Annotated in this window: 22 protein-coding genes; 7 read left to right on the forward strand and 15 right to left on the reverse strand. The window is 73.7% G+C overall.

The window, feature by feature from the left end:
* Positions 1 to 123: 123 nt before the first annotated feature.
* Both SLAV_RS34390 and SLAV_RS34395 read left to right on the forward strand, forming a co-directional pair.
* Positions 124 to 1,923, forward strand: a complete 1,800-nt coding sequence (locus tag SLAV_RS34390) for a CoA transferase (RefSeq protein ID WP_030235334.1) — start codon at positions 124 to 126, stop codon at positions 1,921 to 1,923.
* Positions 1,920 to 3,617, forward strand: a complete 1,698-nt coding sequence (locus tag SLAV_RS34395; protein WP_051841212.1) for a class I adenylate-forming enzyme family protein — start codon at positions 1,920 to 1,922, stop codon at positions 3,615 to 3,617. The genes SLAV_RS34390 and SLAV_RS34395 overlap by 4 nt, the downstream gene beginning before the upstream one ends.
* A 69-nt stretch (positions 3,618 to 3,686) precedes the next feature.
* Here the strand turns inward: SLAV_RS34395 and SLAV_RS34400 are convergent, their stop codons facing one another.
* From SLAV_RS34400 to katG, 13 genes are all read right to left on the reverse strand, one after another.
* Entirely contained in the window at positions 3,687 to 4,511 is an 825-nt protein-coding gene (locus SLAV_RS34400; RefSeq protein WP_030235329.1) for a metal ABC transporter solute-binding protein, Zn/Mn family, read from the reverse strand.
* The gene (locus SLAV_RS34405) at positions 4,469 to 5,344 is read right to left on the reverse strand and encodes a metal ABC transporter permease (protein WP_234333763.1); all 876 of its coding nucleotides are present in this window, start codon (positions 5,342 to 5,344) and stop codon (positions 4,469 to 4,471) included. Before SLAV_RS34405 ends, SLAV_RS34400 begins: the two co-directional genes overlap by 43 nt.
* Positions 5,341 to 5,976 carry a metal ABC transporter ATP-binding protein gene (locus SLAV_RS34410; protein WP_030235324.1) on the reverse strand — a complete coding sequence of 212 codons (636 nt, stop codon included), beginning with the start codon at positions 5,974 to 5,976 and terminating at the stop codon, positions 5,341 to 5,343. Before SLAV_RS34410 ends, SLAV_RS34405 begins: the two co-directional genes overlap by 4 nt.
* 147 nt (positions 5,977 to 6,123) lie before the next feature.
* Positions 6,124 to 6,666, reverse strand: coding sequence for a copper chaperone PCu(A)C domain-containing protein (locus tag SLAV_RS34415; RefSeq protein ID WP_030235321.1), 543 nt, complete (start codon positions 6,664 to 6,666; stop codon positions 6,124 to 6,126).
* Positions 6,663 to 8,963, reverse strand: a complete 2,301-nt coding sequence (locus tag SLAV_RS34420) for a heavy metal translocating P-type ATPase (protein WP_030235318.1) — start codon at positions 8,961 to 8,963, stop codon at positions 6,663 to 6,665. Before SLAV_RS34420 ends, SLAV_RS34415 begins: the two co-directional genes overlap by 4 nt.
* Entirely contained in the window at positions 8,960 to 9,220 is a 261-nt protein-coding gene (locus tag SLAV_RS34425; RefSeq protein WP_030235315.1) for a hypothetical protein, read from the reverse strand. The genes SLAV_RS34420 and SLAV_RS34425 overlap by 4 nt, the downstream gene beginning before the upstream one ends.
* Before the next feature lie 250 nt (positions 9,221 to 9,470).
* Positions 9,471 to 10,640 (reverse strand): agmatine deiminase family protein, encoded by a 1,170-nt coding sequence (locus SLAV_RS34430; RefSeq protein WP_051841211.1) that lies wholly within the window; start codon positions 10,638 to 10,640, stop codon positions 9,471 to 9,473.
* A gap of 168 nt (positions 10,641 to 10,808) precedes the next feature.
* Complete coding sequence (locus tag SLAV_RS34435) at positions 10,809 to 11,927, reverse strand: aliphatic sulfonate ABC transporter substrate-binding protein (RefSeq protein ID WP_100661124.1); 1,119 nt, start codon at positions 11,925 to 11,927, stop codon at positions 10,809 to 10,811.
* 294 nt (positions 11,928 to 12,221) lie between these two features.
* Positions 12,222 to 12,320, reverse strand: coding sequence for a putative leader peptide (locus SLAV_RS43415; RefSeq protein ID WP_335341798.1), 99 nt, complete (start codon positions 12,318 to 12,320; stop codon positions 12,222 to 12,224).
* Positions 12,321 to 12,468: 148 nt separating this feature from the next.
* Entirely contained in the window at positions 12,469 to 12,927 is a 459-nt protein-coding gene (locus SLAV_RS34440; RefSeq protein WP_030229949.1) for an RrF2 family transcriptional regulator, read from the reverse strand.
* Positions 12,928 to 13,009: 82 nt separating this feature from the next.
* Positions 13,010 to 14,236 carry an acyl-CoA dehydrogenase family protein gene (locus SLAV_RS34445; protein ID WP_037687322.1) on the reverse strand — a complete coding sequence of 409 codons (1,227 nt, stop codon included), beginning with the start codon at positions 14,234 to 14,236 and terminating at the stop codon, positions 13,010 to 13,012.
* A gap of 190 nt (positions 14,237 to 14,426) precedes the next feature.
* On the reverse strand, positions 14,427 to 14,693 hold the full coding sequence (locus SLAV_RS34450; RefSeq protein ID WP_030229951.1) for a hypothetical protein: 267 nt from the start codon (positions 14,691 to 14,693) through the stop codon (positions 14,427 to 14,429).
* A 137-nt stretch (positions 14,694 to 14,830) separates the two neighbouring features.
* Positions 14,831 to 17,020, reverse strand: coding sequence for a catalase/peroxidase HPI (gene katG, locus SLAV_RS34455; RefSeq protein WP_030229952.1), 2,190 nt, complete (start codon positions 17,018 to 17,020; stop codon positions 14,831 to 14,833).
* A 188-nt stretch (positions 17,021 to 17,208) separates the two neighbouring features.
* Here katG and SLAV_RS34460 point away from each other — a divergent pair, with 188 nt between their 5' ends.
* A complete protein-coding gene (locus SLAV_RS34460; protein WP_051840915.1) occupies positions 17,209 to 17,679 on the forward strand; it encodes a Fur family transcriptional regulator in 471 nt (156 codons plus the stop codon).
* 40 nt (positions 17,680 to 17,719) lie between these two features.
* Here SLAV_RS34460 and SLAV_RS34465 read toward each other — a convergent pair whose 3' ends face one another.
* Complete coding sequence (locus SLAV_RS34465; protein ID WP_030229954.1) at positions 17,720 to 19,198, reverse strand: type 1 periplasmic-binding domain-containing protein; 1,479 nt, start codon at positions 19,196 to 19,198, stop codon at positions 17,720 to 17,722.
* A gap of 4 nt (positions 19,199 to 19,202) precedes the next feature.
* A complete protein-coding gene (locus SLAV_RS34470; RefSeq protein WP_234333596.1) occupies positions 19,203 to 21,206 on the reverse strand; it encodes a hypothetical protein in 2,004 nt (667 codons plus the stop codon).
* 230 nt (positions 21,207 to 21,436) lie between these two features.
* On the opposite strand from SLAV_RS34470, the gene SLAV_RS34475 reads away from it, so the two are divergent.
* From SLAV_RS34475 to SLAV_RS34490, 4 genes are all read left to right on the forward strand, one after another.
* Positions 21,437 to 22,381 carry an aldose 1-epimerase family protein gene (locus tag SLAV_RS34475; RefSeq protein ID WP_030229956.1) on the forward strand — a complete coding sequence of 315 codons (945 nt, stop codon included), beginning with the start codon at positions 21,437 to 21,439 and terminating at the stop codon, positions 22,379 to 22,381.
* A gap of 64 nt (positions 22,382 to 22,445) precedes the next feature.
* Entirely contained in the window at positions 22,446 to 23,402 is a 957-nt protein-coding gene (locus SLAV_RS34480) for a cyclase family protein (protein WP_234333597.1), read from the forward strand.
* 150 nt (positions 23,403 to 23,552) lie between these two features.
* Positions 23,553 to 25,133, forward strand: coding sequence for a GMC oxidoreductase (locus SLAV_RS34485; protein WP_030229958.1), 1,581 nt, complete (start codon positions 23,553 to 23,555; stop codon positions 25,131 to 25,133).
* Between the two features lie 157 nt (positions 25,134 to 25,290).
* Positions 25,291 to 26,130, forward strand: a complete 840-nt coding sequence (locus SLAV_RS34490) for an SDR family oxidoreductase (RefSeq protein ID WP_037687324.1) — start codon at positions 25,291 to 25,293, stop codon at positions 26,128 to 26,130.
* The last annotated feature ends 32 nt before the right edge of the window (positions 26,131 to 26,162 follow it).

Below are 26,162 nucleotides of genomic sequence, written 5' to 3' on the forward strand. Positions count from 1 at the left end.
GGAACCCGTGGGAACTGCTGTCCGACTCCCTGTCCGAGGAACTGGTCGGGTGCGCACCCTCCGCAGTTCCCGCGTTCCGTTCGACCTGGGCGACGGCCACCGCCGCGCCGGGAGAGGAGAGGCATGGCGTCCCCCGCAACCACGCAGACGGTCCGGCCGCTCGACACCATGGGCTTCCACGCTTCGGGGCCCCCGCAGATCACCGATGTCGTCGCCGAACACCTGCGGCTGCTCGGAGCGCGCTCCGACGGGCCCGCCGCCGACGCTCCGCCGGGCCGCGTCACGCTCTGCGGAGGCGGTTTCGAGCCCGGCCACGCCACCGTCACCTGGGCGGAGCCCGGCAGTGGCCTCGTCGACGAGGCGACCGTGCAGGCCGCGACCGGCATGATGGCGGTCCACGGACGGCGCGACGGCAGCCCCCGCGGCCTGGCCGCCGACTACGCGGCGACGGCCACAGGCATCCTCGCCGTCCAGGGACTGCTCGCGGGCCTGGTCGGGCAGGCCCGCGGGACCGGGCCCACCCACATCACCGCGGGCGCCGACCGGGCCGGGCTGCTCGCCGTGTCCCAGTACCTCGCCGCCGCCGGGGCCGACGAGGGCGAAGCCGCCGAACTCGCCCCGGGCGGACCGCCCTTCACCTCGGCCGAAGGCGTGCTCTTCGAGCTGGAGACCCTCGACCCGGGTGCCTGGGCGGCGTTCTGGCGTGCCCTGGGAGCCCCGGCCGATGCGATGCGGGCGGGGTGGCGGCCGTTCCAGTTCCGCTACGCCACCGCCTGCGCCCCCTTCCCCCGGGCACTGCACAGCGTGACCCGCTCGCACCCCCTCCCGCGGATCCGGCAGGCGGCCGCGCTCTCCGGCGCCGAGGTGTGCGTACTGCGCACCCTGGCCGAACGCGCCCTGGAGACCGACGGCGCCGCGCCCTGGTCGCTGCGGCCCCTGCCCGGCGGCCCCGCCCCCTCGGGCCCCCGGACGACGGTGTCCCGTACGACGGTGACCCCTTCCGCCGGCCGGCCGCTGGCCGGGCTGACGGTGCTGGAGGCGGGCCGCCGCATCCAGGCACCCCTCGCCGCGCACCTGCTCGGCCTGCTGGGCGCCGAGATCATCCGGATCGAGCCGCCGGGCGGGGACCCGCTGCGCGGCATGCCGCCCGCCTGCTCCGGGATCTCGGCCCGCTGGCTCGCCCTCAACCGCGGCAAGCAGGCCGTCGAGGTGGACATCAAGGCGGAGTCGGGCCGCCGCCGGCTCCGGGAGATGGCCGCGGAAGCCGACGTCTTCCTGCACAACTGGGCGCCGGGCAAGGCAGCCGAGCTCGGCCTCGACGCCGACGACCTCGCCCGCGTCAACCCGGCCCTGGTCCACGCCTACACGAGCGGCTGGGCCGACCGGCTCCAGGACGCCCCCATGGGAACCGACTTCATGGTGCAGGCCCGCACGGCGGTGGGCGAGGCGGTCCGTCCCGAAGGAGAGCCCCCCGCGCCTTCGCTGATGACCCTGCTCGACGTACTGGGGGGCCTGCACGGCGCCGAAGCCGTCCTCGCGGGACTGCTGCTGAGGGAACGCACCGGTCACGGCGTACGGGTGGACTCCTCGCTGCTCGGCGCGGCCGACACGCTGACCGGCCCCGCCCTGCGGCGCGCGGCGCGCGGGCAGGACGCCAGACGGCCGGCGGGATTCCGCCACCCGCTGCCGACCGCCGACGGCTGGCTCGCCCCCGCCGACGCCTGCGCCGGGGCCGCGGCCGCCTACGACCTGCGCGACCTCTCCACGAGCGACGCCGTGGCCCTGCTCAGCGCCCACGGCCTCGCGGCCACCGCCGTCACCACCGACCTCTCCGCCCTGCACCACGACGCGCGCTTCGCCGGCCAGATCGGCCGTGACGCGCACGGTGCCCCCGCCGTTCCCGCCCCCTGGAGCCTCGTATGACCGCCGACCGGCCCGTCCTGCGCGACCTGCTGCCCGCCGAACTCCGCCGCTCCTGGGTGGTCGACGGAACCTGCCCCGACCTCGACCTCTACAGCCTCTTCCGGGCACGCCAGATCGCGGACCTGCACCGCACGGCCGTCCTGGACGCCAAGGGCGCACTCTGTTACACCGCCCTGGACCGCAAGGTGCGATGTCTGGCCACCGGCCTCAGAGACCTCGGCATACGCGAGGGCGACGTGGTCGGAGTGCAACTGCCCGACAACCGCAACGCCGTCATCGCCGACCTGGCCCTGGCCGCGCTCGGCGCCGTCGCCCTGCCCTTCCCCGTCGGCCGCGGGATCCTGGAGGCCGAGTGCCTGCTCCGCCGGGCCGGGGCCGTAGCCGTCATCGCCGCCGTCGAACACCGCGGCCTCCACCACGCCGCCGACCTGCTCACCCTCGCGCGCGCCCTGCCCGCCCTGCGCCACGTCGTCGCCGTGGGCCCCGGCAGCGCGCCCGGGGGAACGGTCCCCTGGCCGGACCTGATGCGCCGCGACCCCCGCGGATTCGTCCCCGCCCGCCCGGATCCCGACGGCGCCGCCCGGATCCTGGTCTCCTCGGGTTCCGAAGCCGAGCCCAAGATGATCGCCTACTCGCACAACGCGCTGGCCGGCGGACGCGGGAACTTCCTCGCCTCGCTCATCCCCGACGCGGCCCCGCCGCGCTGCCTCTTCCTCGTACCGCTGGCCTCCGCCTTCGGATCCAACGGAACCGCCGTCACCCTCGCCCGGCACGGCGGCACCCTGGTCCTCCTCGACCGCTTCTCGCCCGAGGCCGCCGTCCGGGCCGTGCGCGAGCACGAGCCGACCCACGTCCTCGGCGTGCCCACCATGGTCCGGATGATGCTCGAACGCCTCGACGTGACGGGCGAGCCGTTGCCGGCCCCCACCGCCCTGGTCCTGGGCGGGGCCCCGCTCGACGAGGCCACCGCGGCCGCCGCCGCGAAGGCCTTCGGCTGCCCGGTGGTCAACCTCTACGGCTCCGCCGACGGCGTCAACTGCCACACCGGGCTGGCCGACACCGTGCCCCCGGCCGACGCCGCGGGCGTGGTGGCGGGCCACCCCGACCCCCGGGTCGCCGAGATCCGCATCGCCGACCCCGAGACCCACGCCGCGCTCCCCGACGGCGACATCGGCGAGATCATCTCCCGGGGCCCCATGACACCGCTGTGCTACGTCGGCGCGCCCGAGCTGGACGCCCGCTACCGCACCCCCGACGGCTGGGTCCGTACCGGCGACCTCGGCTACCTCGACGCCGACAACGTGCTGCACGTCGTCGGACGCCTGAAGGACATCGTGATCCGCGGCGGCGCCAACATCAGCCCCGCCGAGGTCGAGCGCGAACTCCGCGCGCACCCGCAGGTCCGGGACGTGGTGTGCGTGGGCGTCCCCGATCCGCTGATGGGCGAGCGGCTGGCGGCCTGCGTGGTGGTACGGGGACCGCAGGCCCCGACGCTGGACGCCCTCGGCGTCCACCTGGCCGCGCGGGGGCTGGAGCGGCGCAAGCACCCCGAGCGGCTCCTCGTGGTGGAGGAGGTGCCCCTGACGGCGGCCGGCAAGCCGGACCGGATCGCTCTGCGGGCACGCCTGGCCGCGGATGTGCCGCCGGTCCGCCACGTCCTGCCCGAGGTTCCGCCCCTCGCCCAGGCCGGATGAGCGACGGGCCCGGCAGCCGATGGCTGCCGGGCCCGCGCGGGTTCCGGCCCGGCCGGGCCGGAACCCGGATCAGGAGCCGCCCATGGCCTTCTTCAGTTCGGCCGCCGCGTTGCGGTAGACGGGCAGCAGATCGAGGTCCTCGCCCGGATAGTTGACGATCTCGACCTGCTCGGCGCCCGAGTCGGGCAGCACGGTCCCGGTCGACATGTGGGCGTTGTCCAGCACCAGGGACGGCTTCTTCGCGGAGAGCCCGGCCAGCTGCCCCGGGGTCACGGCCTCCGGACCGTAGGTGCCCACCGCGGTGGCGCCGGCGAGCTTCGCGGCCCAGCCCGTGAAGACCTGCGTGACGACGGAGGGGCTCTTGCCCCCGGGCCACGCGGCCTGGAGGTCCTTGTTGAGCCTGCCGTACTCGCTGTCGAACCCGGACTTCCACTTCGTGGCCGCGTCCCGCGTGCCGAAGAGCGCGCCCAGCCTGTCGACCTCGGCCCTGACCTTGTCGGGGTCGTTGTCGAGGTTGACCTCGACCAGCTTCGCCCGGGAGCCGGCGGCCTCCTTGATCTTCGCGGCGTACGGCTCGAAGGGCGCGTAGAGCACGAAGTCCGCCTTGGCGACGGCGGCGAGGTCGGAGGGCTTGGGGTCGTAGTCGGGGGCGTGGTGGACGGACTGCGGCACGATGACCTTGACGTCCTCGGCCCCGGCGGCCTTGGCGAACGCGCCCTCCCAGGTGGTGGTCACGACCACCACGGGCCTGTCCTTCCCGGCGGCCAAAGCAGCGCCCTTCGCGGGGGCGTCGGCGACGGCCCCGGGGTCGGTGCCGTCACCGCAGCCGGCGACGAGGGTGAGGGCCGCGCTCAGTGCGAGGACGGAAGGGATGCGGACGCGGGTGCGCGCCATGAGCTGATTCTCCGTTCGGGTATGAAGTGCACGGCGAGGACGAGCGCCCCCGCCGTCAGGACGAGTACGGGACCGGGCGGCCAGTCCAGCCACAGGGCCAGCAGGAAGCCGGTCGCGTTGACGGTCACGCCGATGCCGACCGCCCAGAGGGTGATCGATCTCAGGGAGCCGCCCAGGCGGCGCGCGGCGAGCGCCGGCAGCAGGGTCAGGGCGTCGACGAGCAGGGCGCCGGTGAGCTTGATGGCTCCGGCGACGGCGATCGCGACGAGCACCAGGAGGGCCGCGGTCAGGGCGCGCACGGGGACCCCGGAGCACTGGGCGAGCTCGCGGTCGTACAGGAGCAGCCCGATGTCGCGGCGCCGCCACCAGAACAGGCCGGGTACGACCGCGGCCAGGACGCCGAGCACGAGGAGGTCCGGCGTCTCCACGGAGAGGATCGACCCCCACAGCAGGGCGAAGGCCCCGGACGCGTTGACCCCCGACACGGCGAGGACCAGCAGCGCGGCGGCGATCGCGAGGCTCATCAGCAGGCCCATGGCTCCGGACAGACCGTCCGGGGTACGGGCGAGCGGGGCGACGCCCGCTCCGGCCAGGGCGCAGGCGACGAGCGCGCACAGCATCGGATCGAGGCCGGCGAGCAGCCCGATGGCGATGCCCAGCAGTGCGACGTGCATCATCGCGAAGCGGACCGGCATGATGTCGAGCCCGACGATGACCACCCCGATGACGGGCAGACCGATCGCCGCGAGCAGCAGCGCGAGCCCGGCCCGCTGGACCGGAAGCAGCTGGAGGAGCGCACCGAGGTCGGCGGTGGCGAGGGTCACCGGGGTCACCGGACCTCCCGCAGGCGGCCCGCGGCCATCTCCAGCACCCGGTCGCAGCGGTCCGCCAGGGACCGGTCGTGCGTCACCACGATCAGGGTGACCGGCAGCGAGGTGAGGACGTCCGCGGCCTCCGCCTGCCCGTCGAAGTCGAGGGCGGCGGTGGGCTCGTCGGCCAGCAGCACCTGCGCGCCGGCGGCGACGCAGCCGATCGCACGGGCCAGGTACATCCGCTGCAACTGGCCCCCGGACAGGGTGTGCAGGGGACGTTCGACCAACGCGGCGACGCCCAGCCGGCCGGCGGCTTCGGCCGCGTCGCCCGGCGCGGCACTGCTGGCGAGCAACTCGGCCCCGAGCAGGGGGAACCGTCCGGCGGCCGGCTTCTGGGGGATCCAGGCGCAGGCCCGGCGCCGCCAGGCCCACTCGGCGGGGGAACCGGTGCTGCGGCCGCCGACCGAGATCGATCCCGAGACCTGACGGTGCAGGCCCAGGACCGCGCGCAGCAGCGTGGTCTTGCCCGAACCGTTGGTCCCCGTCAGCGCCACGCGCTCACCGGCGGCGATCTCCAGATTCACGTCGGAGACCGCCTCCACCCGGCCGTGCCGGCAGGCGACCGCCCTCATGTGCACGTCGAGCCCGCCCATCCCGCACCCTTCCGTCGATCCGTGCCGCGCGGAGCGACGGGTGTCCGCCGCCCACGTTCCAGTAGTCGGACGGGGACGGGCCCCGGTTCCCGGGGATCGTCACCCGCGCATCCACCGGCCCCGCGGGCCGCCCGGACCGGTGGCCCCTCAGCTGCCGGGCCGGATCGCGATCGCGAGCGTCCCGACCGGTTTCCCGTGACGGAAGTGCAGGACGAAGGGGACGACCTGACCCGCCTGCCAGCGTTCGCCCGCCTTCACCTTCACCCGCACCGTCGGGCCCGTCCCGAGGGGGGACATGTCGACCGCGCCCCCGGCCGGGACGCGCACGGGACCGGCGGTGTCCGGGGCGGCGGCCCCGGTACCCGTGCCGCTGCGGTCCCGGACCGGTACGGCCCGTTCCACGGCCGGGGAGGTGACTGCCACCAACTCGTCCTCCGCACCGCCCAGGTTCGTGATCCGGAAGAACGCCGAGGTGTCCTCCTCCCCGGCGGACGGGAGCAGGACGCGGCCGTCGTCGACCGCGATGCGGGGCGGGGTTCCGGCGGCCCCGGTGGCGGTCCAGGCCGTCAGCCCGCACAGAACGGCCAGGCACGCGATCACCGGGACGGCCGCGGCCAGGTAGCTCTCGCGCAGACGCCGTCGCGCCGGCCGCCGGTCCCGCGTCCCTTCCCGCCGCACGGGTCCGGTCATCGTCCGCCTCCCGTCCGGGCGGTGCGGGCCCGCGCACCGGCGGGTCGGCCCGCGGGGTCGCGGCCGCGCAGCCGCAGGCTGTTCCCGACGACCAGCAGCGAGCTGGCCGACATGGCCGCCGCGGCGACCATCGGGTTGAGCAGACCGACGGCGGCGAGCGGGACGGTGACGAGGTTGTAGCCGAACGCCCAGACCAGGTTGACCCGGATGGTCGCGAGGGTACGGCGGGCCAGGCGGACCGCGTCGGCCACCGCCTCGACGTCACCGCGGACCAGGGTCACGTCCGCCGCGCCGATGGCGACGTCGGTGCCGCTGCCCATGGCGATCCCGAGGTCCGCGCCGGCCAGTGCCACGGCGTCGTTGACGCCGTCCCCTACGACGGCCACGCACCGGCCCCCGTCCCTCAACCGCCCGACGAGGGCGGCCTTGTCCTCCGGGGAACAGCGGGCGTGGAAGCGGGCGATCCCGAGCGACGAGGCGACGGCCGCCGCCGGGGCCTCGCGGTCGCCGGTGGCGAGGACCGGCTCGACCCCCAGCCGCCGGAGGCGCTCGACGGCCCGGTAGCTCCCCGGACGCGGGACGTCCCCCAGCCCGACGAGGGCCCGCCCGACACCGTCGATCCGTACCAGGACGGGCGTGAGCGCGGCGTCCTCGGCGGCGGCCAGCGCCCGGGCCAGGGGCTCGGGGAGGTCCTCGCCGGGTGCGCACACCTCGACGGCACGGCCCTCGACCACCCCGCTGACGCCCGCTCCGGGCACGGCCCGGAAACCGGTCACCGGCGGCAGCGCCCCGTCGGGCAGGTTCCGCCGGGCGTACGCGGCCAGGGCCTTCCCGAGCGGGTGCTCGGATCCCTGCTCGACCGCCCCGGCCAGCCGGAGCACCGTCTCCCGGTCCGGTCCGCCGGGGACCGTCGTGAGCCGGGCGACGGTCATGTGACCGGTCGTCAGGGTGCCGGTCTTGTCGAGCACGACCGTGTCGACGTGGCGCAGGGCCTCCAGGGCCCGCGGTCCGCTGATCAGGATCCCCGTGCGGGCGCCGCGGCCCGTGGCGGCCAGCAGGGCGGTGGGCGTGGCGAGGCCGAGGGCGCAGGGGCAGGCGACGACGAGGACGGCGACGGCCGCGGTCACCGCCGGCTGCGGATCCGCACCGGCGCCGAGCCAGAAGCCGAGCACGGTGACCGCCGACGTCAGGACGACGGGGACGAAGACGCCCGCCACCCGGTCGGCCAGCCGCTGCGCCGCCGCCTTTCCGGCCTGGGCGTCGGTGACCATGCGGGTGATGCGCGCGAGCCGGGTGTCCGCGCCCACCGCGGTGGCCCGTACGACGAGCAGCCCGCCCGCGTTCACCGCCGCGCCGGTCACCGGCCGGTCCGGCCCGACCTCGACGGGATCGCTCTCGCCGGTCAGCAGGGACAGGTCCAGGGCGGAGCTGCCGCAGACCACGACGCCGTCCGTGGCGACGCGTTCCCCGGGCCGGACGACGAACTCCTGCCCGACGGCGAGCCGTTCGACGGGGATCCGCCGTTCCTCGCCGTTCTCGCGCACGGTCACGTCCTTGACCGTCAGCGCGGACAGCGAGCGCAACTCCGCACCGGTGGCGCGCCGCGCCCGCGCTTCGAGGAACCGGCCGGTCAGGACGAACAGCGGTACGCCGACCACCGCCTCCAGATAGACGTGGGCGACCTCGCCCCCGGCCGTTGGGAGGAGGGTGAAGGGCATCCGCATGCCCGGCCGGCCCGCGCCGCCGAGGAACAACGCGTACAGGGACCACAGGAAGGAGGCGGTGACACCGAGCGAGACCAGTGTGTCCATGGTGGCCGCCGAGTGCCGCAGGCCCCGGAGCGCGCGGAGGTGGAAGGGCCAGGCGCTCCAGACGGCCACGGGTGCGGCGAGCACGAGGCACAGCCACTGCCAGTTGCGGAACTGCAGGGCCGGGACCATCGACAGGACCAGGACCGGCGCGCAGAGCAGCGCGGTGACCAGCAGCCGCTCGCGCCCGGCGCGGTCCTCCTCCGGTACGACGTCCTGCGCCTCCCCTTCCGGCCGTTGCGCGGGCCGCGCGGGCGCGTGGAGTCCGGCCGTGTACCCGGCGCGCTCGACGGCGGCCACCAGCTCGGCCGCCGTGACTCCGGGCGGATGGAGCACGCGCGCCCGGCCGGTGGCCAGGTTCACGGTGGCGCTGACCCCCTCGATCCTCCCGAGCCGTTTCTCGACGCGGTTGACGCAGGCCGCGCAGGTCATGCCGCCGACGGTGAGGTCGGTCGTGGTGGCGGGGACGGCCGTCGGCTCCGGTGTCATCGGCCGCCGCCCGGCCCGGTGTCGGCGGTGCCGTCGTGACCGTGCCGCCCCGATCCGCCGCCCGCGCCGCCCGCCGGGGCGGGGGCGGCGTCGCCGGAGTGCATGCCGGGTGCGACCGGGCCCGCCGCGGAACCGACCCCGTACGAAAGGCAGAACACCACCACCAGCAGGAGCAGGAACCCGGCGAGGGCCGGTGGCGGCACCCACCGCCGGGGTGCGGGGTCCGTGTCGCCGGGGGACCGCTGATGTTCCGCCATCGCCACTCCCTGTCCTCGTGCCCTTGGAGGCCTTCCCCTTGAGTGGTCGGGCCGCCGCGGCGGAGAGTTCCCGGTTCGGAACAGGCCGTCAGGCCGAGCGCGAGCGCGCCGGCCCCCGCGAGGGAGCGCGGCACGGAACGGCGTGACAGGTCGGGAATCGGGACGGGGGCCTCCGGTGGGGGAAGGGGGAGTGGGGAGCGACCGGGCCGCACACCTGGTCGGGGGGGACGGCTGGGGGACGGGCGGACGGTCAGGGCATCGGCTCGTGCATGGTCGAGCAGTGGATGCCGCCGCCTCCGCCCATCAGGCGGTCGACGTCGAGCTGGACGACCTCGCGGCCGGGGAAGGCCGCCGCCAGGGCCTGCCGGGCGGCCTCGTCCTTGGAGCGGTCGCCGAACCGGGCGGTGATCACGCCGCCGTTGACGAGGACGAAGTTCAGGTAGGAGTCGACGAAGGTCGAACTCTTCGAGCGGACGGTGTCGGGTCCGTCCACCCGGATCACCCGCAGCCGGCGGCCGCGCGCGTCGGTCGCCGCGGAGAGGATCGCGAACTGCTCGCGGGCGTCGCGCGCCCACTCGTCGTTCCGGTCCTGGGGCGGCAGCTGGACCATCACCACGCCGGGGCGGACGAACCGCGAGGTGACGTCGACGTGGTCGTCGGTGATGTCCTTGCCCCTGATCCCGGGCAGCCAGATCATCTTGTCCGCGCCGTACGCCTCCAGGAGGGCGTCCTCGATCCCGTCGCGGCTCATGCCCCGGTTGCGGTTCCTGTTGACCGGGCTGCTCTCGGTCGCCATCAGCGTGCCGTCGCCGTCGCACTCCACCGCGCCGCCCTCGCCGACCAGGTCGGCGTAGGTGAGCCGCAGGCCGCGCCGGCGGGCGACGAGCTCGGCGGCCCGGGCGTCGTAGGTGTGCACCTGCTTGTTGCCCCACCCGTTGAAGTTGAGGGAGACCGCGTCCAGGCCGCCGTTGCCGTCGTGGCGGAAGACCGGGGCGATGTCGCGCATCCACAGGTCGTCGGTGGGGATCGCGGTGGTCACCTCGACCTGCGGGCCGCACAGGGGACGCGCCTGGCGGGCGCTGTAGTCGTCGGGGACGCACATCACCACGGGCTCGAACTCGGCGATGGTGCGGGCGATCAGCGCGATGTCCTCCTGCACGCCGGACAGCTGCCGCCCCCACACCGACTTCCGGGACGGCCAGGACATCCAGGTCCTGGCGTGCGGGACGTCGTCGGCCGGGACCCGGGGGCGTACGCCGCCCGGCCGCGCCGCGGGCGAGGCGGAGGCAGACGTGAGCGCCGCGCCGCCGAGGGCGACACCTGCCGCGCCGAGGCCGACCGCCCCGAGCACGCCCCGACGGGAGGGCAGGAGCCCGAGCAGGTGGTCGCCGAGCGAGCGCTCGCCACGGTGTTCGGTCATGGCATCTCCAGATCAAGTAGACCTTCGCCGGACCGGCGCCGCCATCGCGGACAGGGGGTATCACCGGTCGGCTGGAGGCGCTGCGGCTGCCGGCCGAGGACGGGCGCTGACGGGCATGCCCGGCGGGGCGGTGGTGTGGCCGCTGCCACGACCACCGCCCCCGCGGGGTTACTTGGCGCCGAGACCGGCGTCGGAGACCTCGGGCTTGCCCGCGGCCTTGAGGACCTTGTTCAGGAGCGTCAGGTCGTAGATGCCTGCCAGGTCGGGCTGCTCGATGAGCTTGGCCTTGACCGCCCAGTCGGACTCGGTCTTCAGGGTGCTCGCGAGCGGGTCGTCGGTGACGAGGATGGACTGCCAGGCCGGGTCGATGACCTTGGCGTCGAGGGGCTTGCCGCTGTCCGCCGCGAGCTTGGCGTTGGCCGAGGCCTTGGCCTTGTCGGGGTTGGCGTTGATCCACTCGTTGGTCTTCACCGTGCCCTTGAGCACGGCCTCCACCACGTCCGCGTGTTCCTTGAGGAACTTCTGCGACACGATGACGTTCGTGATCACGAACTTCTTGTCGGGCCACAGGGCCGTCTCGTCGAGGAGGACGGAGCCGCCGTCGGAGACGAGCTTGGAGGCGGTCGGCTCGGGCACCCAGGCGCCGTCGATCGAGCCCTGCTTGAAGGCGTCGGGGGTGACCTTGTTGTCGGTGCGGACGACGGAGACGTCGCCCTTGCCGGACTCCGGGTCGACCGACCAGCCCTTCTCGGAGATCCAGTTGAGGAACGCGACGTCCTGCGTGTTCCCCTTCTGGGGGGTGGCGATCTTCTTGCCCTTGAGGTCGTCGAGGGTCTTGATCTTGTCCGGGTTCACGACGAGCTTGACGCCACCGGAGGCGGAGCCGGAGATGATCCGCAGGTTGGAGCCCTTGGACTTGACGTAGCCGTTGATCGAGGGCGAGGGGCCGATGAAGCCGATGTCGAGAGAGCCGCCGTTGAGGGCTTCGATCTCGGACGGGCCGGCGTTGAAGGACTGCGGCTTGATCCTGGTGCCGTTCAGTTCCTTCTCGATCAGGCCTTCCTGGAGGCCGACCAGAGCGGTGGCGTGCGTCAGGTTCGGGAAGTACCCGATGCGGACCTCGGAGGCGGAGAGCTTCTTGGCTCCATCGGCGACGTTGGAGGCCGCGGTGTCCTTGGGCTCGTCCTTCTTGGCCTCGGAGCCGTAGCCGCAGGCGGTGAGCAGCAGGGGGAGCGTCGCGGTGAGGGCGATGGCGCGCAGGGCGGTGAGCGGTCTTGCGGCAGACACGGAGGTGTCCTTTCACGGAAGGGAGTTCGAGTGGATGCGGAGGATGCGACGCGGGGCCGTCGGTGCGTACGGAGCCCGTCACCGGCCGGCGGCGGCCGGATCACGGTCGCGGGGCGGAGGAAGGGCGGGGCGCCGGCTGCCGCGGGGTGGACGGCGAGCGGGTCCGTCGCACACCCGCGTGCGAAGGCGCGCGGGCGGTGAGGCCGGCCGAGGGGCCCGTCGGGCGGACGGCGAGCGGGGCGGACGGCGCGCCGGCGGTGTTCCGTGCGTGGGGCGAAGGCCCCGCGGACGGTTTCAGGCGGGCTGACACATGGCGCTGGAGGTGCGGACCAGGTCGATGTGGCGGCGGGAGGTCAGGGCCGGCGTCCGGCCCGCGCGGTGCGGTGTGCGCACGGCTGGTCCCCCCTTGATTCCTAGTTTTCCCACCTGGTTGGTAGGCATAGTGGCAGACGGGGGTGACCGTCCCAAGGGACCGGCCACATCGTGGACGCCACGATCTCGCGATGCGAGAATCCGCAGGTGGGGCGGATGGCGGGGAGGATCAGGGATTGGTCCAGGCGTCAGGGGTCCGCGTCAGCGCGGATACGTCGGCGGGCAGGTCGCACGATGCGACGTCGGCGAGCGAGACACCGTCGAGGATCTCGCGCACATTGGCCCGGAGCGCGATCCACAGGGGGAGCAGCGCCTCGGCGGGGCCGGTGTAGGAGAGGTCCGGGGGGCGGACCCCGCGTACCGAGACGAGCGGTCCGTCCACGACGCGGATGACGTCGGCGATGCTGATGGACCGGGCGGGCTTGGCCAGCCGGTAGCCGCCGTTGCCGCCGCGCTGGCTGAGCACCAGACCGCCCCGGCGCATGTCGTTGAGGATGCCTTCGAGGAACTTGTGCGGGATGTCCTGGGCGTCCGCGATGGCTTCGGCCTTCACCGGCCCGTCGTCCTGTGACGCGGCGAGCTGCAGTGCGGCACGTACCGCGTAGTCCGCCCTGGCTGAGATCCGCATGAGGCCATTATCCCGTACGGTTCGGGCCGGTGTCCGCCACGCACGGGCCGCCCCGACGTGCGGGAGGGGCCCGTGCCCGGTGTCAGTGGAAGGCGGCCGCCACCGCGCGGTGGGAGCCGTTGAGGTAGTGCTCGCCGATGGAGCGCAGGCGGTGCGCGGCGGGATGGAGCGCCGTCAGGACGCGTGCGTTGCGCCAGAAACGGTCCAGGCCGGGGGCGTCCGCGAGCTCCAGTACGCGCGCGGTGACGTGCAGGGCCGCCTTCGACGTCACCGTCTCGGCCGTGGCGACCAGGGCGGAGACCCCCGCGGGCTCCTCCAGGTCGAGCTGCGCGCCCGGGTCCAGGGCCTGGGCCATCACCTCCGTCGCCCGGTCGACCACGGCGGTGGCCGTCTGGGCGGCGGAGGCGAGCTCCCCGTACGTCAGGAAGAGGTCCGGGTCCGCGCCGGGCAGCCGGTACGCGCGACCGCCCCTGCTGAGGTCGCGGGCTTCCGTGAGCGCACCCTCGACGATGCCCAGGCCGACGTGGCAGAGGGCGAGCCGGAGCGCCGGTTCGGCCAGCGCGGTGAAGGGCGGGGTCGACTCCTCGTCGTGCGGCCGGCGGCCCAGCACCTGTCCCGGTGCGACGGTGACCCGGTCGAGGACGAGCTCACCGGCGCCGACCACGCGCTGCCCGAGGCGGTCGTGGGCGGGCTCGACGGTCATGCCCCGCACACCGGACGGGATCCGTACGACCAGGACGTCACCGGTCACGGCGCAGGTGGCGTCGAGCACGATCTGGTCGGCGACGGCCACCGCCGTCTCCACGAACCGGCGTCCGCTCAGCACGTGGCCGGTGCCGCGCGGCCTCAGCGCGAGGTCGGCTCCTTCGGATTCGTCCTCGGGTGCGGGAGCGCGCAGCGCGCCGGTCCACAGCCAGTGCTCGCGGACCGACTCCTCTTCGAGGGCGGTCGCGTGCTGGTGACCCGCGTAGAAACGCGCGCTCCACGCGTGGGCGTAGTGGCGGGCGAGCACCTCGCCGACGGAGCTGTCCGCGGCGGAGATCTTCCGTATGACGGTGCATCCGGTACGCCAGTCCGCCCCGCGGCCCGGCGCGTACGGGGTGAGGGCCGCGAGCAGTCCGGCCTCGCGCAGCCGGGCCGCCTCGTCGTCCGGGGACCTGCCCGCCCGGTCGCGGGCGATGGCGTCCGCGGCGAGGTCGTCCGCCACGTCGCGGACGGTACGCAGGAGCGCCCGGCGCCGCTCGTCGGCCGGCCGGCGGCCCGCGGTGCCACGAGCGACGGCGGCGTCAGGGGGGACGGCGGTGGTCATGTCGGTTACTCCGGAACGTCTTCGGGCGGCTTCGGCCGATTGCCGAATCCCACCTTTCCCATCGGATTGATAGGGATACTTCACCGAAGTGGCCGTCCGGGCAAGGGTGTGACCGGATGATGGACAGTCGGGTCTTGAGAGGGGAGATGACGAGGGGTCAGGGGCCGTGGCCCCCACGCCGGGACGGTGCTCAGCCCGTCTCGTCACGGATCACGTTGCGGTGCTCCTCGTAGACGAGACGGGCGTCGGCGTCCGGCAGCGCCGGGGTCGTGAAGCCGCAGGCGCAGGTCACCACGGTGAGATCGCGCGCAGCGCCCGCGCCGTGTCCCTCGGGGCCGGTCCGCGCCGTTCCCGCCGGCCTCTCGTAGCGGAGGTGGTGCGGGTGGCGAGGGGTGCGGGAAGCGGCCGGGGCGAGGGGGGAGCCGGTCTCGTCGGGGGTGAAGCGGTGATCGCTCATGGGCCCAGTGTCGCCTGCCGCGCACGGGCGGGGAGCGCACGCGCGGCAGGGCGCGACGGTGGCGTCACCGGGTTGGGGGCGGAGCCCGCGGCGGGGTTCCGAGCCCGGGACGTCGTCCGGGCTCGGACACGCCGGGGTCAGGCGAGGTCGAACCGGTCGAGGTTCATCACCTTGTCCCACGCCGCCACGAAGTCACGCACGAACTTCTCCCCGGCGTCCGCGGACGCGTAGACCTCCGCGAGGGCCCGCAGCTGGGCGTGCGAACCGAAGACGAGGTCGACGGCGGTGGCGGTCCACTTGACCTCGCCCGTCGCGCGGCTGCGCCCCTCGAACACGTTCTCCGCCGCCTCCGACACCTTCCATTCCGTGCCCATGTCCAGCAGGTTGACGAAGAAGTCGTTGGTCAACGCCTGCGGCCGGTCGGTGAGGACGCCGTGCCGGGACCCCTTGAACCCGGTGTCGAGCACCCGCATGCCGCCGGTCAGGACCGTCATCTCGGGTGCGGTCAGGGTCAGCAGGGAGGCGCGGTCCAGCAGGAGCGTCTCCGGCGACAGCTTCTCTCCCGCCCGGAGGTAGTTGCGGAAACCGTCCGCCCTCGGTTCGAGCACACCGAACGACTCCACGTCGGTCTGCTCCTGGGAGGCGTCCGTGCGGCCCGGCGCGAACGGCACCGTGATCTCGTGCCCGGCGTTCTTCGCCGCCCGCTCGACGGCCGCGCACCCGCCCAGCACGATCAGGTCGGCGAGCGAGACCTTCTTCCCGTCGGTCCGCCCGCCGTTGAAGTCCTGCCGGATGCCGTCGAGGGTCCGCACCACCTCGGCCACCTCGGGCAGGTCGTTGACCTCCCAGTCCTTCTGCGGCGCGAGCCGGATCCGCGCCCCGTTGGCCCCGCCGCGCTTGTCGGTGCCGCGGAAGCTGGCCGCCGACGCCCATGCCGTGGTGACCAGTTGGGGGAGGGAGAGTCCGGAGGCGAGGATCCGCTCCTTGAGGGCGGTGGCGTCCGCGTCCGAGACCAGCTCGTGGTCGACCCCGGGGACCGGGTCCTGCCACAGCTGCGGCTCGGGGATCCACGGGCCGAGGTAGCGGGACAGCGGCCCCATGTCACGGTGCAGCAGCTTGTACCAGGCCTTGGCGAACGCCTCCGCGAGCTGCTCCGGGTTCTCGTGGAAGCGCTTGGCGATCGGCCCGTAGACCGGATCCAGCTTCAGCGAGAGGTCCGTCGTCAGCATCATGGGGGCGTGGCGCTTCGACGGGTCGTGGGCGTCGGGCACGGCGTCCCGGGCCGCCGGGTCCGTGGGCGTCCACTGCTGGGCCCCGGCCGGGCTCCGCGTCAGCTCCCAGTCGTACCGGAACAGGTTGTCGAGGTACCCGTTGTCCCACTTCGTCGGCTCGTTGGTCCACGCACCCTCCAGCCCGCTGGTGATCGCGTCCGCGCCCACGCCGCTGCCGCAGGTGTTCCGCCACCCGAGGCCCTGCTGCTCCAGGGGGCCGGCCTCGGGTTCCGGACCGACGCACCCGGGGTCGACCGCGCCGTGGCACTTGCCGAAGGTGTGGCCGCCGATGATGAGTGCGGCCGTCTCCTCGTCGTTCATGGCCATGCGCTTGAACGTCTCGCGGATGTCCCGGGCGGCGGCGAGCGGATCCGGGTTGCCGTCGGGCCCTTCCGGATTGACGTAGATCAGCCCCATCTGCACGGCGCCGAAGGGACCGGAGAGTTCCCTGTCGCCGCTGTACCGCTCGTCTCCGAGCCAGGTGTCCTCGGTCCCCCAGAAGACCTCCTCGGGCTCCCAGATGTCCTCCCGGCCGAATCCGAAGCCGAACGTCTTGAGTCCCATGGATTCGATGGCGCAGTTCCCGGCGAACACCAGGAGGTCGGCCCACGAGATCTTCCGGCCGTACTTCTGCTTGACCGGCCAGAGCAGGCGCCGCGCCTTGTCGAGGCTCGCGTTGTCCGGCCAGCTGTTGAGGGGGGCGAAGCGCTGGGCCCCGGCCCCGCCCCCGCCCCTGCCGTCCTCGATGCGGTACGTGCCGGCGGAATGCCAGCTCATCCGGATGAAGAGCGGTCCGTAGTGGCCGTAGTCGGCGGGCCACCAGCCCTGCGAGTCCGTCATCACCGCGAAGACGTCCCGCTTCAGCGCGTCGACGTCCAGGGTCGAGAACTCGCGCGCGTAGTCGTACTCCTCACCCATCGGATCGGACAGGGGCGAGTTCTGGTGGAGGACCTGGAGGTCCAGTTGCTCCGGCCACCAGTCCCGGTTCGTCCGTGGACGGGTCGGGGAGGGGGTCGGGGCGGGGATGGCTGGGTTCTCGCTCTCGCTGCCGGACACGTCCGTCCTTCTTTCCTGTCTCGGTGTTTCCCCCCGCTGGCTGCGTCCGTATGGTCGCGCACCGCAGACCGTGCCGCACGGGAACACGCAGGCGGCCCCGCACAACGGGCACGCGAGGCCGAAAGGCGGAATCCAGCCATCCGTATCGGTAAGCTGCTGTCTCCCCGAGCCTGAACAGGTGAACCGATATGAGCGACCTGCTGGAGCGGCTGCGCGGGCGCGGCTGGCGGATGACGTCCCAGCGGCGCGTCGTCGCGGAGGTCCTCGGCGGCGAGCACGTGCACCTCACGGCCGACGAGGTGCACGCCCGCGCCGCCCGGCTGCTGCCCGAGATCGCCCGCGCGACCGTCTACAACACCCTGGGCGAGCTGGTCGCCCTCGGCGAGGTCGCGGAGGTCTCCACCGACGGCCGGGCCAAGCGGTACGACCCCAATGCCCACCACCCGCACCAGCACCTGGTGTGTTCCGGCTGCGGCACCATCCGTGATGTCCACATGACCGGCGACCCGCTGGCCGGCCTCCCGCAGGAGCAGCGGTTCGGCTTCACGGTGTCCGGGGCCGAGGTCACCTACCGCGGGCTGTGCCCCTCCTGCGCCCGCGGCCCCGGCCCCGATCCCGGTCCCTCGCGGGCCGCGGGGGAGGGGCCGGAGCCGGCCTGAGGCCCGTTCGAGGGGGGTAGGCGGTCACACCCCCCTTTCCTCACTGCTCCTGGGGCGGTTTGCCCTCCGCCGCGGAGACCTCGACGAACTCCACGTGCCCCTTGCCGTCGAGGCGCAGGACGGGCACGGCCTTGTTGCGCGGATTGCCGTTGTTCTGGAAGGAGATGAACCCGCTGGCCCCGGCCACCTGCTGGGTCCCGTCCATCTGGTGGAACATCCGGGCCACCGCGTCGCCGACGACCTGACCCTGCCAGCGGGCGGCCATCTGGATGCCGTGCGCCGCGGCGAGCACCGCGTCGTGGCCCATCAGGGCCCCGCCGTCGTCCCGGGTGTCGCGCGGGAACCACTGGTCCAGCAGTCCGCCCGGCTGGAAGTTCTTCGCGGACGGCGCGGACACCGCCTGGGGCGCCGAGCGGTACATGTCGGGGTGGGAGAGGCCGGTGTAGAGCACCTCGATGTGCGTATCGGCGGCGTGGGCGAGCTGCTCGGCGCTCAGGTTGGTCGTGTCGTCCCCGGTGAACACCGTGAACTGCTGGTCGGTGCAGCTGCGGTTGGCGAGCGCGTCGAGGAAGTGCGTCAGGTGCTGACCGCGGCCCGCGAAGTACACCAGTTGGGGGCGCTGCTGGCACAACTGGCCGGGCATGTAGCGCAGTTCGTTCTGCCAGGCGCTGCTGACGGAGGAGTCGTAGGTCATCCGCTCCGCCACGAGCCGGTGTTTGTCGCCGTCCTGGAAGGCCTTGGTGAAGGCGGTGCCCAGGGTGGAGGCGTAGAGGTTGCCCTCCGCCACGTCCTGGATGACGACCGCGGTGGCGATCCCCCGCCGTTTGAGGTAGCCGGCGGCCGCGTACGCCTCGTCCTCGTTCGTGGGCGCGATCCGGACGAAGCCGTTGATGCCCTGGATGTTCGTGGCGGTCAGGGTGGCGCCGACCATGGCGATGCCGTGCTCGGAGAGACGCCTTATGGCCGAGAGGTTCTCGTTGTTGCTGGGACCGAGACCGGCCACCGCGACGAGCCGGTCCGGCGAGTCCTTGCGGGCGATCAGCTCGTCGACCGTGTGCTTCCACTGGGTGGACTTGCTGCCCGGATTGGCGATCAGCAGACGGATCTTGGGGGTGGCCGCGAGGTCGCCCTGGTTGTGCCGGAACTGGGCGAGGTAGGCGCCCTGCAGTTCGTGGCGGACGCCCTCGGCCGAGTTGCTGTCGTCGGCGGTGCTGGTGAAGGAGGTGAAGTAGGCGACGCTGACGTACGGTTCCTTGTCCGCGTTGGCGAGGACCCGGCGGTTCTCCTCCTCGATCCTGCGGGTCACCGCGTCGAGGTGCGGGGCGAACACGTAGGCGCCGTCGGTCACTCCCACGCACTCGTCGTCCGGGCCCTGTTCGACGACCCCGTCCGCGCATCTGGCCTGGCGCTCCTGGAGCCAGCCGACCCCCAGCCAGAGCGCCGTGACCAGCGCGACCGCGACGGCGGTCGCGAGGGCGACGCGGCGCACGACGTGCAGGGGCCATTCGAGTCTCGGCACGCGCTCAGCCCTCCCAGCCCGCGGTCTGGGGATCGCGCCAGTGACGGTACCGGTCCGCCTCGTCGTACAGGGCCACGATGTCGTTCCTCCGCAGTTGGGACAGCTGCGTGCAGCCGTCGGCGATCAGGTCGTTGAGCCGCATGGCCGGGTCGGCGAGCGGATCGCTCCACACCCAGCGGGTGGTCACCAGGGTGTGGATCACCGACTCGGTGTCCATCACCCGTTCGGGGCGGCGCGGGACGAGCCCGGCGAGGAGTTCCACGGGTCCGCTGTCGGTGGGGAGCCGGTTCGGCGCGGAGGTGATCGCGTCGAACTCGGAGATCCACTGCGCGGCCGGTACGGCGGTGAAGCGCCGCGTCAGGTGTGCGGCGACCTCCTCGGTCCGCCCGCGGGCCAGCTGGTGGTACATCTGCTGCACCGGCTTCCCCTCGCCGCGGTAGTACTCGGCGAGGAGCTCGTGCGCCGCGTCCCACCCGTCGGGGCGGGCGGCCAGCCGCCACAGGAGCAGACGGCGCAGCCACGGGTGCAGTACGGGGACCACGGCCACGGGCCCGGTCAGCAGCCAGCGGGAGCGGACCGCCCCGAACAGGGAGTCGTCGGGGCTGAGCAGCCGCGTGGCGACGGAGAAGTCCCGGGCGGCCGCGCATGCGGCGAGGGCGGCGCGCTGGGTGTCGTCGAAGTCGCGCAGGAGGTGGCCGAGGGCCGTGTCGGCGAGGGTGGCGGAGTCGTCCCCGGCGCGCAGGTGCCGGTCGGGCAGGGTACGCAGCCAGCGGTCCTGCCGGGGGCCCGAGTCCGGGGGCGGCCCGGCCTGGCGCAGCACGTCCAGCACCTGGTGGACGGCGCGCGGCAGCCCCCCTGTCAGCCGGTGCACGAACGACGTGAGGCGGGTCAGCGGGGCCAGGTCGCCGTTCCCGCCGAGCTGGAGCTCTATCCGGATCCGCACCTCGTCCAGGTTGAGGTCGCGCAGGCGCAACGGGTACCACCAGGTGTCCTCGCTGTCGCGGGTCGGCCGGTGGGCGTTCCAGTCGGACAGGGACGCCCGGTCGGGGCCGCGCAGCTGCCAGGGCCAGGAATCGCCGGTGGCCGGGCCCCAGCGGGGCAGCCAGCGGTTGGAGCTGGCGACGACCGTCAGCGGGTCGCTGGCGTGGCCGGCCACGACCGTCTCGTCGTGCCGGGAGCGCAGCAGCAGGTCGAGGAAGCGGCGGCCGTACTCGGTGTGGGAGTTGTCGAGGAGCAGCAGGTAGGAGCGGGGCATGAAACTGCGGGCCGAGTTGCGTCTGAGGTCCTCCAGGAACGCGGAGAACAGGACGAGGTCGAGGCGTTCCTGCGCGTTCTCGTCGCCCTCGTGACGCCAGAGGTTGAGCTCGACCAGGGCTTCCATGGGGTCCGCGCTGCGGGTCATGGGATGGCGTCCGTACCAGTGGGCCCCGGAGGTCAGCCTGCTGCCGAGCCTGCCGGCGAACAGGCCGGGCACGGTGCGGCGGCCGCGCCGCAGGGCGTCCTGGAAGAGGGCGAGGGCGGCGGTCGAGGCGCCCTCGGGCATCCCGAGCGCGCCCATCCCCACCTCGAAGAAGGCGGCCAGGTAGTCCCCGTGCCGGGCCTCGTTCTCCTCCTGGAACCGGTCGAGCTGGCGCTGCACCGCGCGCCGGCCCTCGGCGAGGCTGCGCATGCGCAGCTCCTGGTCGGAGGCGAGCAGGCCCAGGCTGAGCAGCGGGAAGTGGGAGCGCCCGTAGCGGGGCAGCTTGCGCTCCAGCTGGCGGGCCAGGAGCCCCAGGGCGTAGCGCGGCAGCAGCGACTGGGCCCCGCCGAAATTGACGAAGGCGAAGGGGTAGTCGGGCCCGAAGTGCTCCAGCAGCGCGCTGTGCGCCTCGCTGGCTCCGCTGCCCGCCGGCCCGAGGAGCATCGTCAGGGGCCGTTCGGCCGCCGGGTCCTCCTTCAGGCACGCGTCGACCAGCGACAGGATGCCGCTGCGGCCCCGCAGGCCCATGCCCGTACCCGGCTCCCTCACGTGTGATCCCCCCCAGGACGACGCTTCCGAGGAGTAGAGACTGCCATTCGCGGCGGGAGTCAGACAGGGTTTTCCCCTCCTTGATTCGGTCCGGTCGCATCCGCGCAGGTACCGCGGGGTTCCGGGCCCGGGGAAGGGGCCGCCGGCCGGCCCGTTCCGGTGGTCCCGACGTGCGCCGCGTGCGCCGCTGACCGAGATTGGAAGTAACCGTCGGCCCCGAGGAGACGCCCATGTCCGCGCAGCCCCCAGGGTCCGGTGGCCCGACAGGCGAACAGTGGGAGCTGCGCCACGGCGGCCAGCGCGCCGTCGTGGTCGAACTCGGCGGCGCCCTGCGCCACTACGAGGCGGACGGCCGGACCCTGCTGGACGGGTTCGCCGCCGACGCCCCCGTCACCGCCGGACGCGGGCAGCTGCTGGTGCCCTGGCCCAACCGGGTGGGCGGCGGCCGCTACCGGTTCGACGGCAGGGACCTGCAACTCCCGCTCAGCGAACCGGAGAACCACAACGCGATCCACGGACTGCTGCGCTGGACCCCCTGGCGCCTGCTCGACCGCTCCGCCGACGCGCTGCGGGTCGCCGCCACCCTCCACCCCCAGCCGGGGTACCCCTTCCTGCTGGAGGTGAGCGCCGGCTACCGGCTTGACGACGACGGGCTGGAGGTCCTGGTCCGGGCCGTCAACACCGGCACCGCGAGGGCGCCGTACGGCGTGGGTCAGCACCCCTACCTGACGGTCGGCACCGACCGGGTCGACGCGGCGCTGCTCACCGTGCCCGCCCGCTCCCGGCTGCGCACCGACGACGCCGGACTGCCGATCGGGGAGGAGCCCGTCGAGGGCACGGAGTACGACTTCCGCACCCCCCGCCCCCTCGGCGCGCAGCGGCTGGACACCGCCTTCACCGGACTCGACCGCGACGGGGACGGCCGGGCCGTGGTCCGGCTGGCGCACCCCTCGGGGCGGCACGGTACCGACGTGTGGCTCGGCGAGGGCACCCGGTGCGTGCAGGTGTACACCGGTGACACCCTGGCCGAGCCCGAGCGGCGCCGCGGGGTCGCGGTGGAGGCCATGTCCTGCCCGGCGGACGCCTTCCGCACCGGCACCGACCTGACGGTCCTGGAGCCGGGGGACCGGCACGCGTTCCGCTGGGGCCTGAGCCCCTGGGGCAGCGCCGGCTGAGCGGGACCGGACGGCGGCGACGCACCCGGCACACCCCCACCGTCGGCGGGAAGGCGGCGATCCGATGGCCCGGCACCACGAACCCCCGGCCGGCCGGCGCATGAGCGCGCGGGACTTCCGGACCCTGTACGAGCGGCTGCGCGCGGCGGCCGGCTCCGCCCAGGATCCGCACGGCCGGATCGGAGCCCTGCGCCACCTGACGCCCGAACGCGTCGCGGCGGCCGCCGCCGAGGTCCGGCTCGGGCACACGGTGTCCCTGGCCGCGCCGATCCAGACCCGGGCCGGTCCGGACGATCCCGAGCCCGCCGAGTACCGGGTGACCGGGCCCGCCGCCGGGGAGGCCACCGCGGAGGGGCTGCACTTCGCCCTGGACCGCTTCGCCATGAACGTCCACGGGGACGCCGACAGCCACCTCGACGCGCTCAACCACGTGATCTTCGACGGCGGGCTGTACGGCGGGGCCCCGGCCGGGGACGCGGGCGCCGCGGGCCCGCGCCGGCTCTCCCTCGACGCGGTCCACGACGGCATCGTGGGGCGGGGCGTGCTGCTGGACGTCCCCCGGGCGCGGGGCGTGCCCTGGCTGGAGCCGGGGGACCACGTGACGGCCGGGGACCTGACGGCCGCCGAGGCCGCCCAGGGCGTCCGGGTCGGCCCCGGGGACCTGCTGCTGGTCCGGGTGGGGCACCGGCGTCGGCGCGCGGAACTCGGCGCGTGGGAGGCGGCCTCGGCGCGGGCGGGCCTGCACCCGGACGCCCTGTCGTTCGCGGCGGAGCGGCAGGTCGCCGTCCTGGGAAGCGACGGCAACAACGACACCGCCCCCGGCGCGGTGGCGGACGTGGCCTTCCCCGTGCACGTCCTGGCCGTGCACGCGATGGGCATGCACCTGATGGACTACCTGAGCTTCGAGGAGCTGGTCGGGGCCTGCGAACGGGCGGGCCGCTGGAGCTTCCTGTGCGTGGTCGCCCCGCTGCGCCTCCCGGGCGCCACCGGGTCCCCCGTGAACCCGATCGCCGTGCTGTGAGGGTGGCCCGCGCCGGTGCCCGCCCCGCCGGGTCGCCGTCCGGGGGAACGGCGACTACGTTCGAATGGGTGGAAATGCTTGGACTCCACACCGCGGAGCGACAGGTTCTGGCGCGACGGCAGGGCCGCGACCCCAAGGACGGTGGTCGACGTGGGCGACTCTCCCCACTACGACGTCATCATCATCGGCACCGGTGCGGGCGGCGGTACCCTCGCCCACCGGCTGGCGCCGTCCGGCAAGCGGGTCCTCCTCCTCGAACGCGGCGGCTACCTGCCGCGGGAGCGGGACAACTGGGACTCCACCGCCGTGTTCGTCAAGGGCAAGTACCGGGCCCCGGAGTTCTGGTTCGACAAGCACGGTGAGGCGTTCCCGCCCGAGGTCAACTACTACGTCGGCGGGAACACGAAGTTCTACGGGGCCGCCCTCTTCCGGCTGCGGCCCGAGGACTTCGGCGAGCTCCGCCACCACGGCGGCATCTCGCCCGCCTGGCCCCTGCGGTACGAGGACCTGGAGCCGTACTACACGCAGGCCGAGCACCTCTACCTCGTGCACGGGCGGCACGGGGAGGATCCCGGCGAGGGGCCGGTGAGCGCGCAGTACGCCTACCCGCCCGTCGAACACGAGCCGCGGATACAGCAGTTGAGCGACGACCTGGAGAAGAAGGGGCTGCACCCCTTCCACCTGCCCATCGGGGTCGACCTCGTCCAGGACGCCGACGGGCGGGCCGTTCCCTCCAGCGTCTGCATCCGCTGCAACCGGGTGGACGGCTTCCCCTGCCTGGTGCGCGGCAAGGCCGACGCCCAGGTGATCTGCGTGGAACCCGCCCTGGAGCACCCCAACGTCGAGCTGCTCACCCAGGCCCACGTGGTCCGGCTGGAGACCGACGCGACCGGGCGCAGCGTCACCGCCGTCGTGGTCAGGGGCGCCGACGGCGCCGAGACCCGGTTCTCCGCCGACATCGTGGTCGTCTCCTGCGGGGCGGTGAACTCCGCGGCCCTGCTCCTGGCCTCGGCCAACGACCGCCACCCGCGCGGACTGGCCAACAGCTCCGACGTCGTGGGCCGCCACTACATGCGGCACAACAACCTGGCCCTGATGGCGGTGTCGAAGGAACCCAACGACACGCAGTTCCAGAAGACCCTCGCACTGCACGACTGGTACCTGGGCGCGGACGACTGGGACCACCCGCTGGGCGGCATCCAGATGCTGGGCAAGTCGGACGCCGAGCAGATCCACGGCGAGGCCCCGCGCTGGGCCGGCGCGGTCACCCCGGACATGCCGTTCGAGGTGCTGGCGCACCACGCCGTCGACTTCTGGCTGTGCGGCGAGGACCTCCCGATGCCCGACAACCGGGTCACCCTGGACGGTGACGGCGCCATCCACCTCGCGCTCGACGAGAAGAACAACACGGAAGGTCTGGAGCGGCTGCGGCACAAGCTCCAGGGCATGCTCGGACACCTGGGCATGCACGAACACCACCTGCTGCCGCACAGCATCTACCTCCACAAGGGCATGCCGATCGGGGCCACCGCGCACCAGGCGGGCACCGTCCGGTTCGGCACGGACCCGGCGGCCTCCGCCCTGGACATCCACTGCAAGGCCCACGACCTCGACAACCTGTACGTGGTCGACACGAGCTTCTTCCCGAGCATCGGCGCGGTCAACCCGTCCCTGACGGCCATCGCCAACGCGCTGCGGGTCGGCGACCACCTCCTGGCCCGGCTGAACTGACCTCCTCGCCTCCTGGGCCGACCGGAGGAAGATCCTCGGCCGAACGGCCCAACGGGGGCCCGCCCGGCGGGCCCGCCGCCTCGGCCGGTGCTTGTGTGGGCCGTCGGTCCGGTCGGTCCGGTCGGCCCGGGGCCGCGCATCGAGGAGGCAGCACGACGTGGATTCCACCGTGGGCGCACCGCAGGGTGTGATTCCGCCCCATCTGCTCAAGGGCCAGAAGGCGCTGGTCACCGGCGCCAACTCGGGCATCGGCAAGGCGACGGCCATCGGGCTCGGCAAGGCCGGTGCCGACGTGGTCGTGAACTACGTGGCCGACCGCGACTCCGCGGAGGAGGTCGTCCGCGAGATCGCCTCCTACGGTGTGCGCGCGGCGGCCTACGAGGCGGACGTGTCCCAGGAGGACCAGGTCGTCGCCATGGTGGACCGGATGGTCAAGGAGTTCGGCACGATCGACATCATGGTCGCCAACGCCGGCCTGCAACGGGACGCCCCGTTCACCGAGATGACCCTCGCCCAGTGGCAGAAGGTGCTGGACGTCAACCTCACCGGCCAGTTCCTGTGCGCCCGCGAGGCGACGAAGGAGTTCATGCGGCGCGGTGTGGTCCCCGAGGTGTCCTGCGCGGCCGGGAAGATCATCTGCATGAGTTCGGTGCACCAGATCATCCCCTGGGCCGGACACGTCAACTACGCCTCCTCCAAGGGCGGCGTGCAGATGATGATGGAGACCCTGGCCCAGGAGCTCGCACCGCACCGGATCCGGGTGAACGCGGTCGCCCCCGGGGCCATCAAGACGCCCATCAACCGCGACGCCTGGGACACCCCGCAGGCGCGCGAGGACCTGCTGAAGCTGATCCCGTACAACCGGATCGGCGAACCCGACGACATCGCGCACGCCGTCGTCGGCCTCTGCTCCGACCTCATGGACTACGTGGTCGGGGCCACCCTCTACGTCGACGGCGGAATGACCCTGTTCCCCGGATTCGCCACCGGCGGCTGACCTCCCTCGCCCGTGCGCCGGTCACGGCACTA

The organism is Streptomyces lavendulae subsp. lavendulae, assembly GCF_002803845.1.
Lineage (GTDB): Bacteria > Actinomycetota > Actinomycetes > Streptomycetales > Streptomycetaceae > Streptomyces > Streptomyces lavendulae.

Bases quoted from the DNA above. Each gene is read 5' to 3' on its own strand.
- SLAV_RS34390 (WP_030235334.1), top strand. From the start codon at position 124: ATGGCGTCCCCCGCAACCACGCAGACGGTCCGGCCGCTCGACACCATG.
- SLAV_RS34395 (WP_051841212.1), top strand. From the start codon at position 1,920: ATGACCGCCGACCGGCCCGTCCTGCGCGACCTGCTGCCCGCCGAACTC.
- SLAV_RS34400 (WP_030235329.1), bottom strand. From the start codon at position 4,511: ATGGCGCGCACCCGCGTCCGCATCCCTTCCGTCCTCGCACTGAGCGCG.
- SLAV_RS34410 (WP_030235324.1), bottom strand. From the start codon at position 5,976: ATGGGCGGGCTCGACGTGCACATGAGGGCGGTCGCCTGCCGGCACGGC.
- SLAV_RS34415 (WP_030235321.1), bottom strand. From the start codon at position 6,666: ATGACCGGACCCGTGCGGCGGGAAGGGACGCGGGACCGGCGGCCGGCG.
- SLAV_RS34420 (WP_030235318.1), bottom strand. From the start codon at position 8,963: ATGACACCGGAGCCGACGGCCGTCCCCGCCACCACGACCGACCTCACC.
- SLAV_RS34425 (WP_030235315.1), bottom strand. From the start codon at position 9,220: ATGGCGGAACATCAGCGGTCCCCCGGCGACACGGACCCCGCACCCCGG.
- SLAV_RS34430 (WP_051841211.1), bottom strand. From the start codon at position 10,640: ATGACCGAACACCGTGGCGAGCGCTCGCTCGGCGACCACCTGCTCGGG.
- SLAV_RS34440 (WP_030229949.1), bottom strand. From the start codon at position 12,927: ATGCGGATCTCAGCCAGGGCGGACTACGCGGTACGTGCCGCACTGCAG.
- SLAV_RS34445 (WP_037687322.1), bottom strand. From the start codon at position 14,236: ATGACCACCGCCGTCCCCCCTGACGCCGCCGTCGCTCGTGGCACCGCG.
- SLAV_RS34450 (WP_030229951.1), bottom strand. From the start codon at position 14,693: ATGAGCGATCACCGCTTCACCCCCGACGAGACCGGCTCCCCCCTCGCC.
- SLAV_RS34460 (WP_051840915.1), top strand. From the start codon at position 17,209: ATGAGCGACCTGCTGGAGCGGCTGCGCGGGCGCGGCTGGCGGATGACG.
- SLAV_RS34475 (WP_030229956.1), top strand. From the start codon at position 21,437: ATGTCCGCGCAGCCCCCAGGGTCCGGTGGCCCGACAGGCGAACAGTGG.
- SLAV_RS34480 (WP_234333597.1), top strand. From the start codon at position 22,446: ATGGCCCGGCACCACGAACCCCCGGCCGGCCGGCGCATGAGCGCGCGG.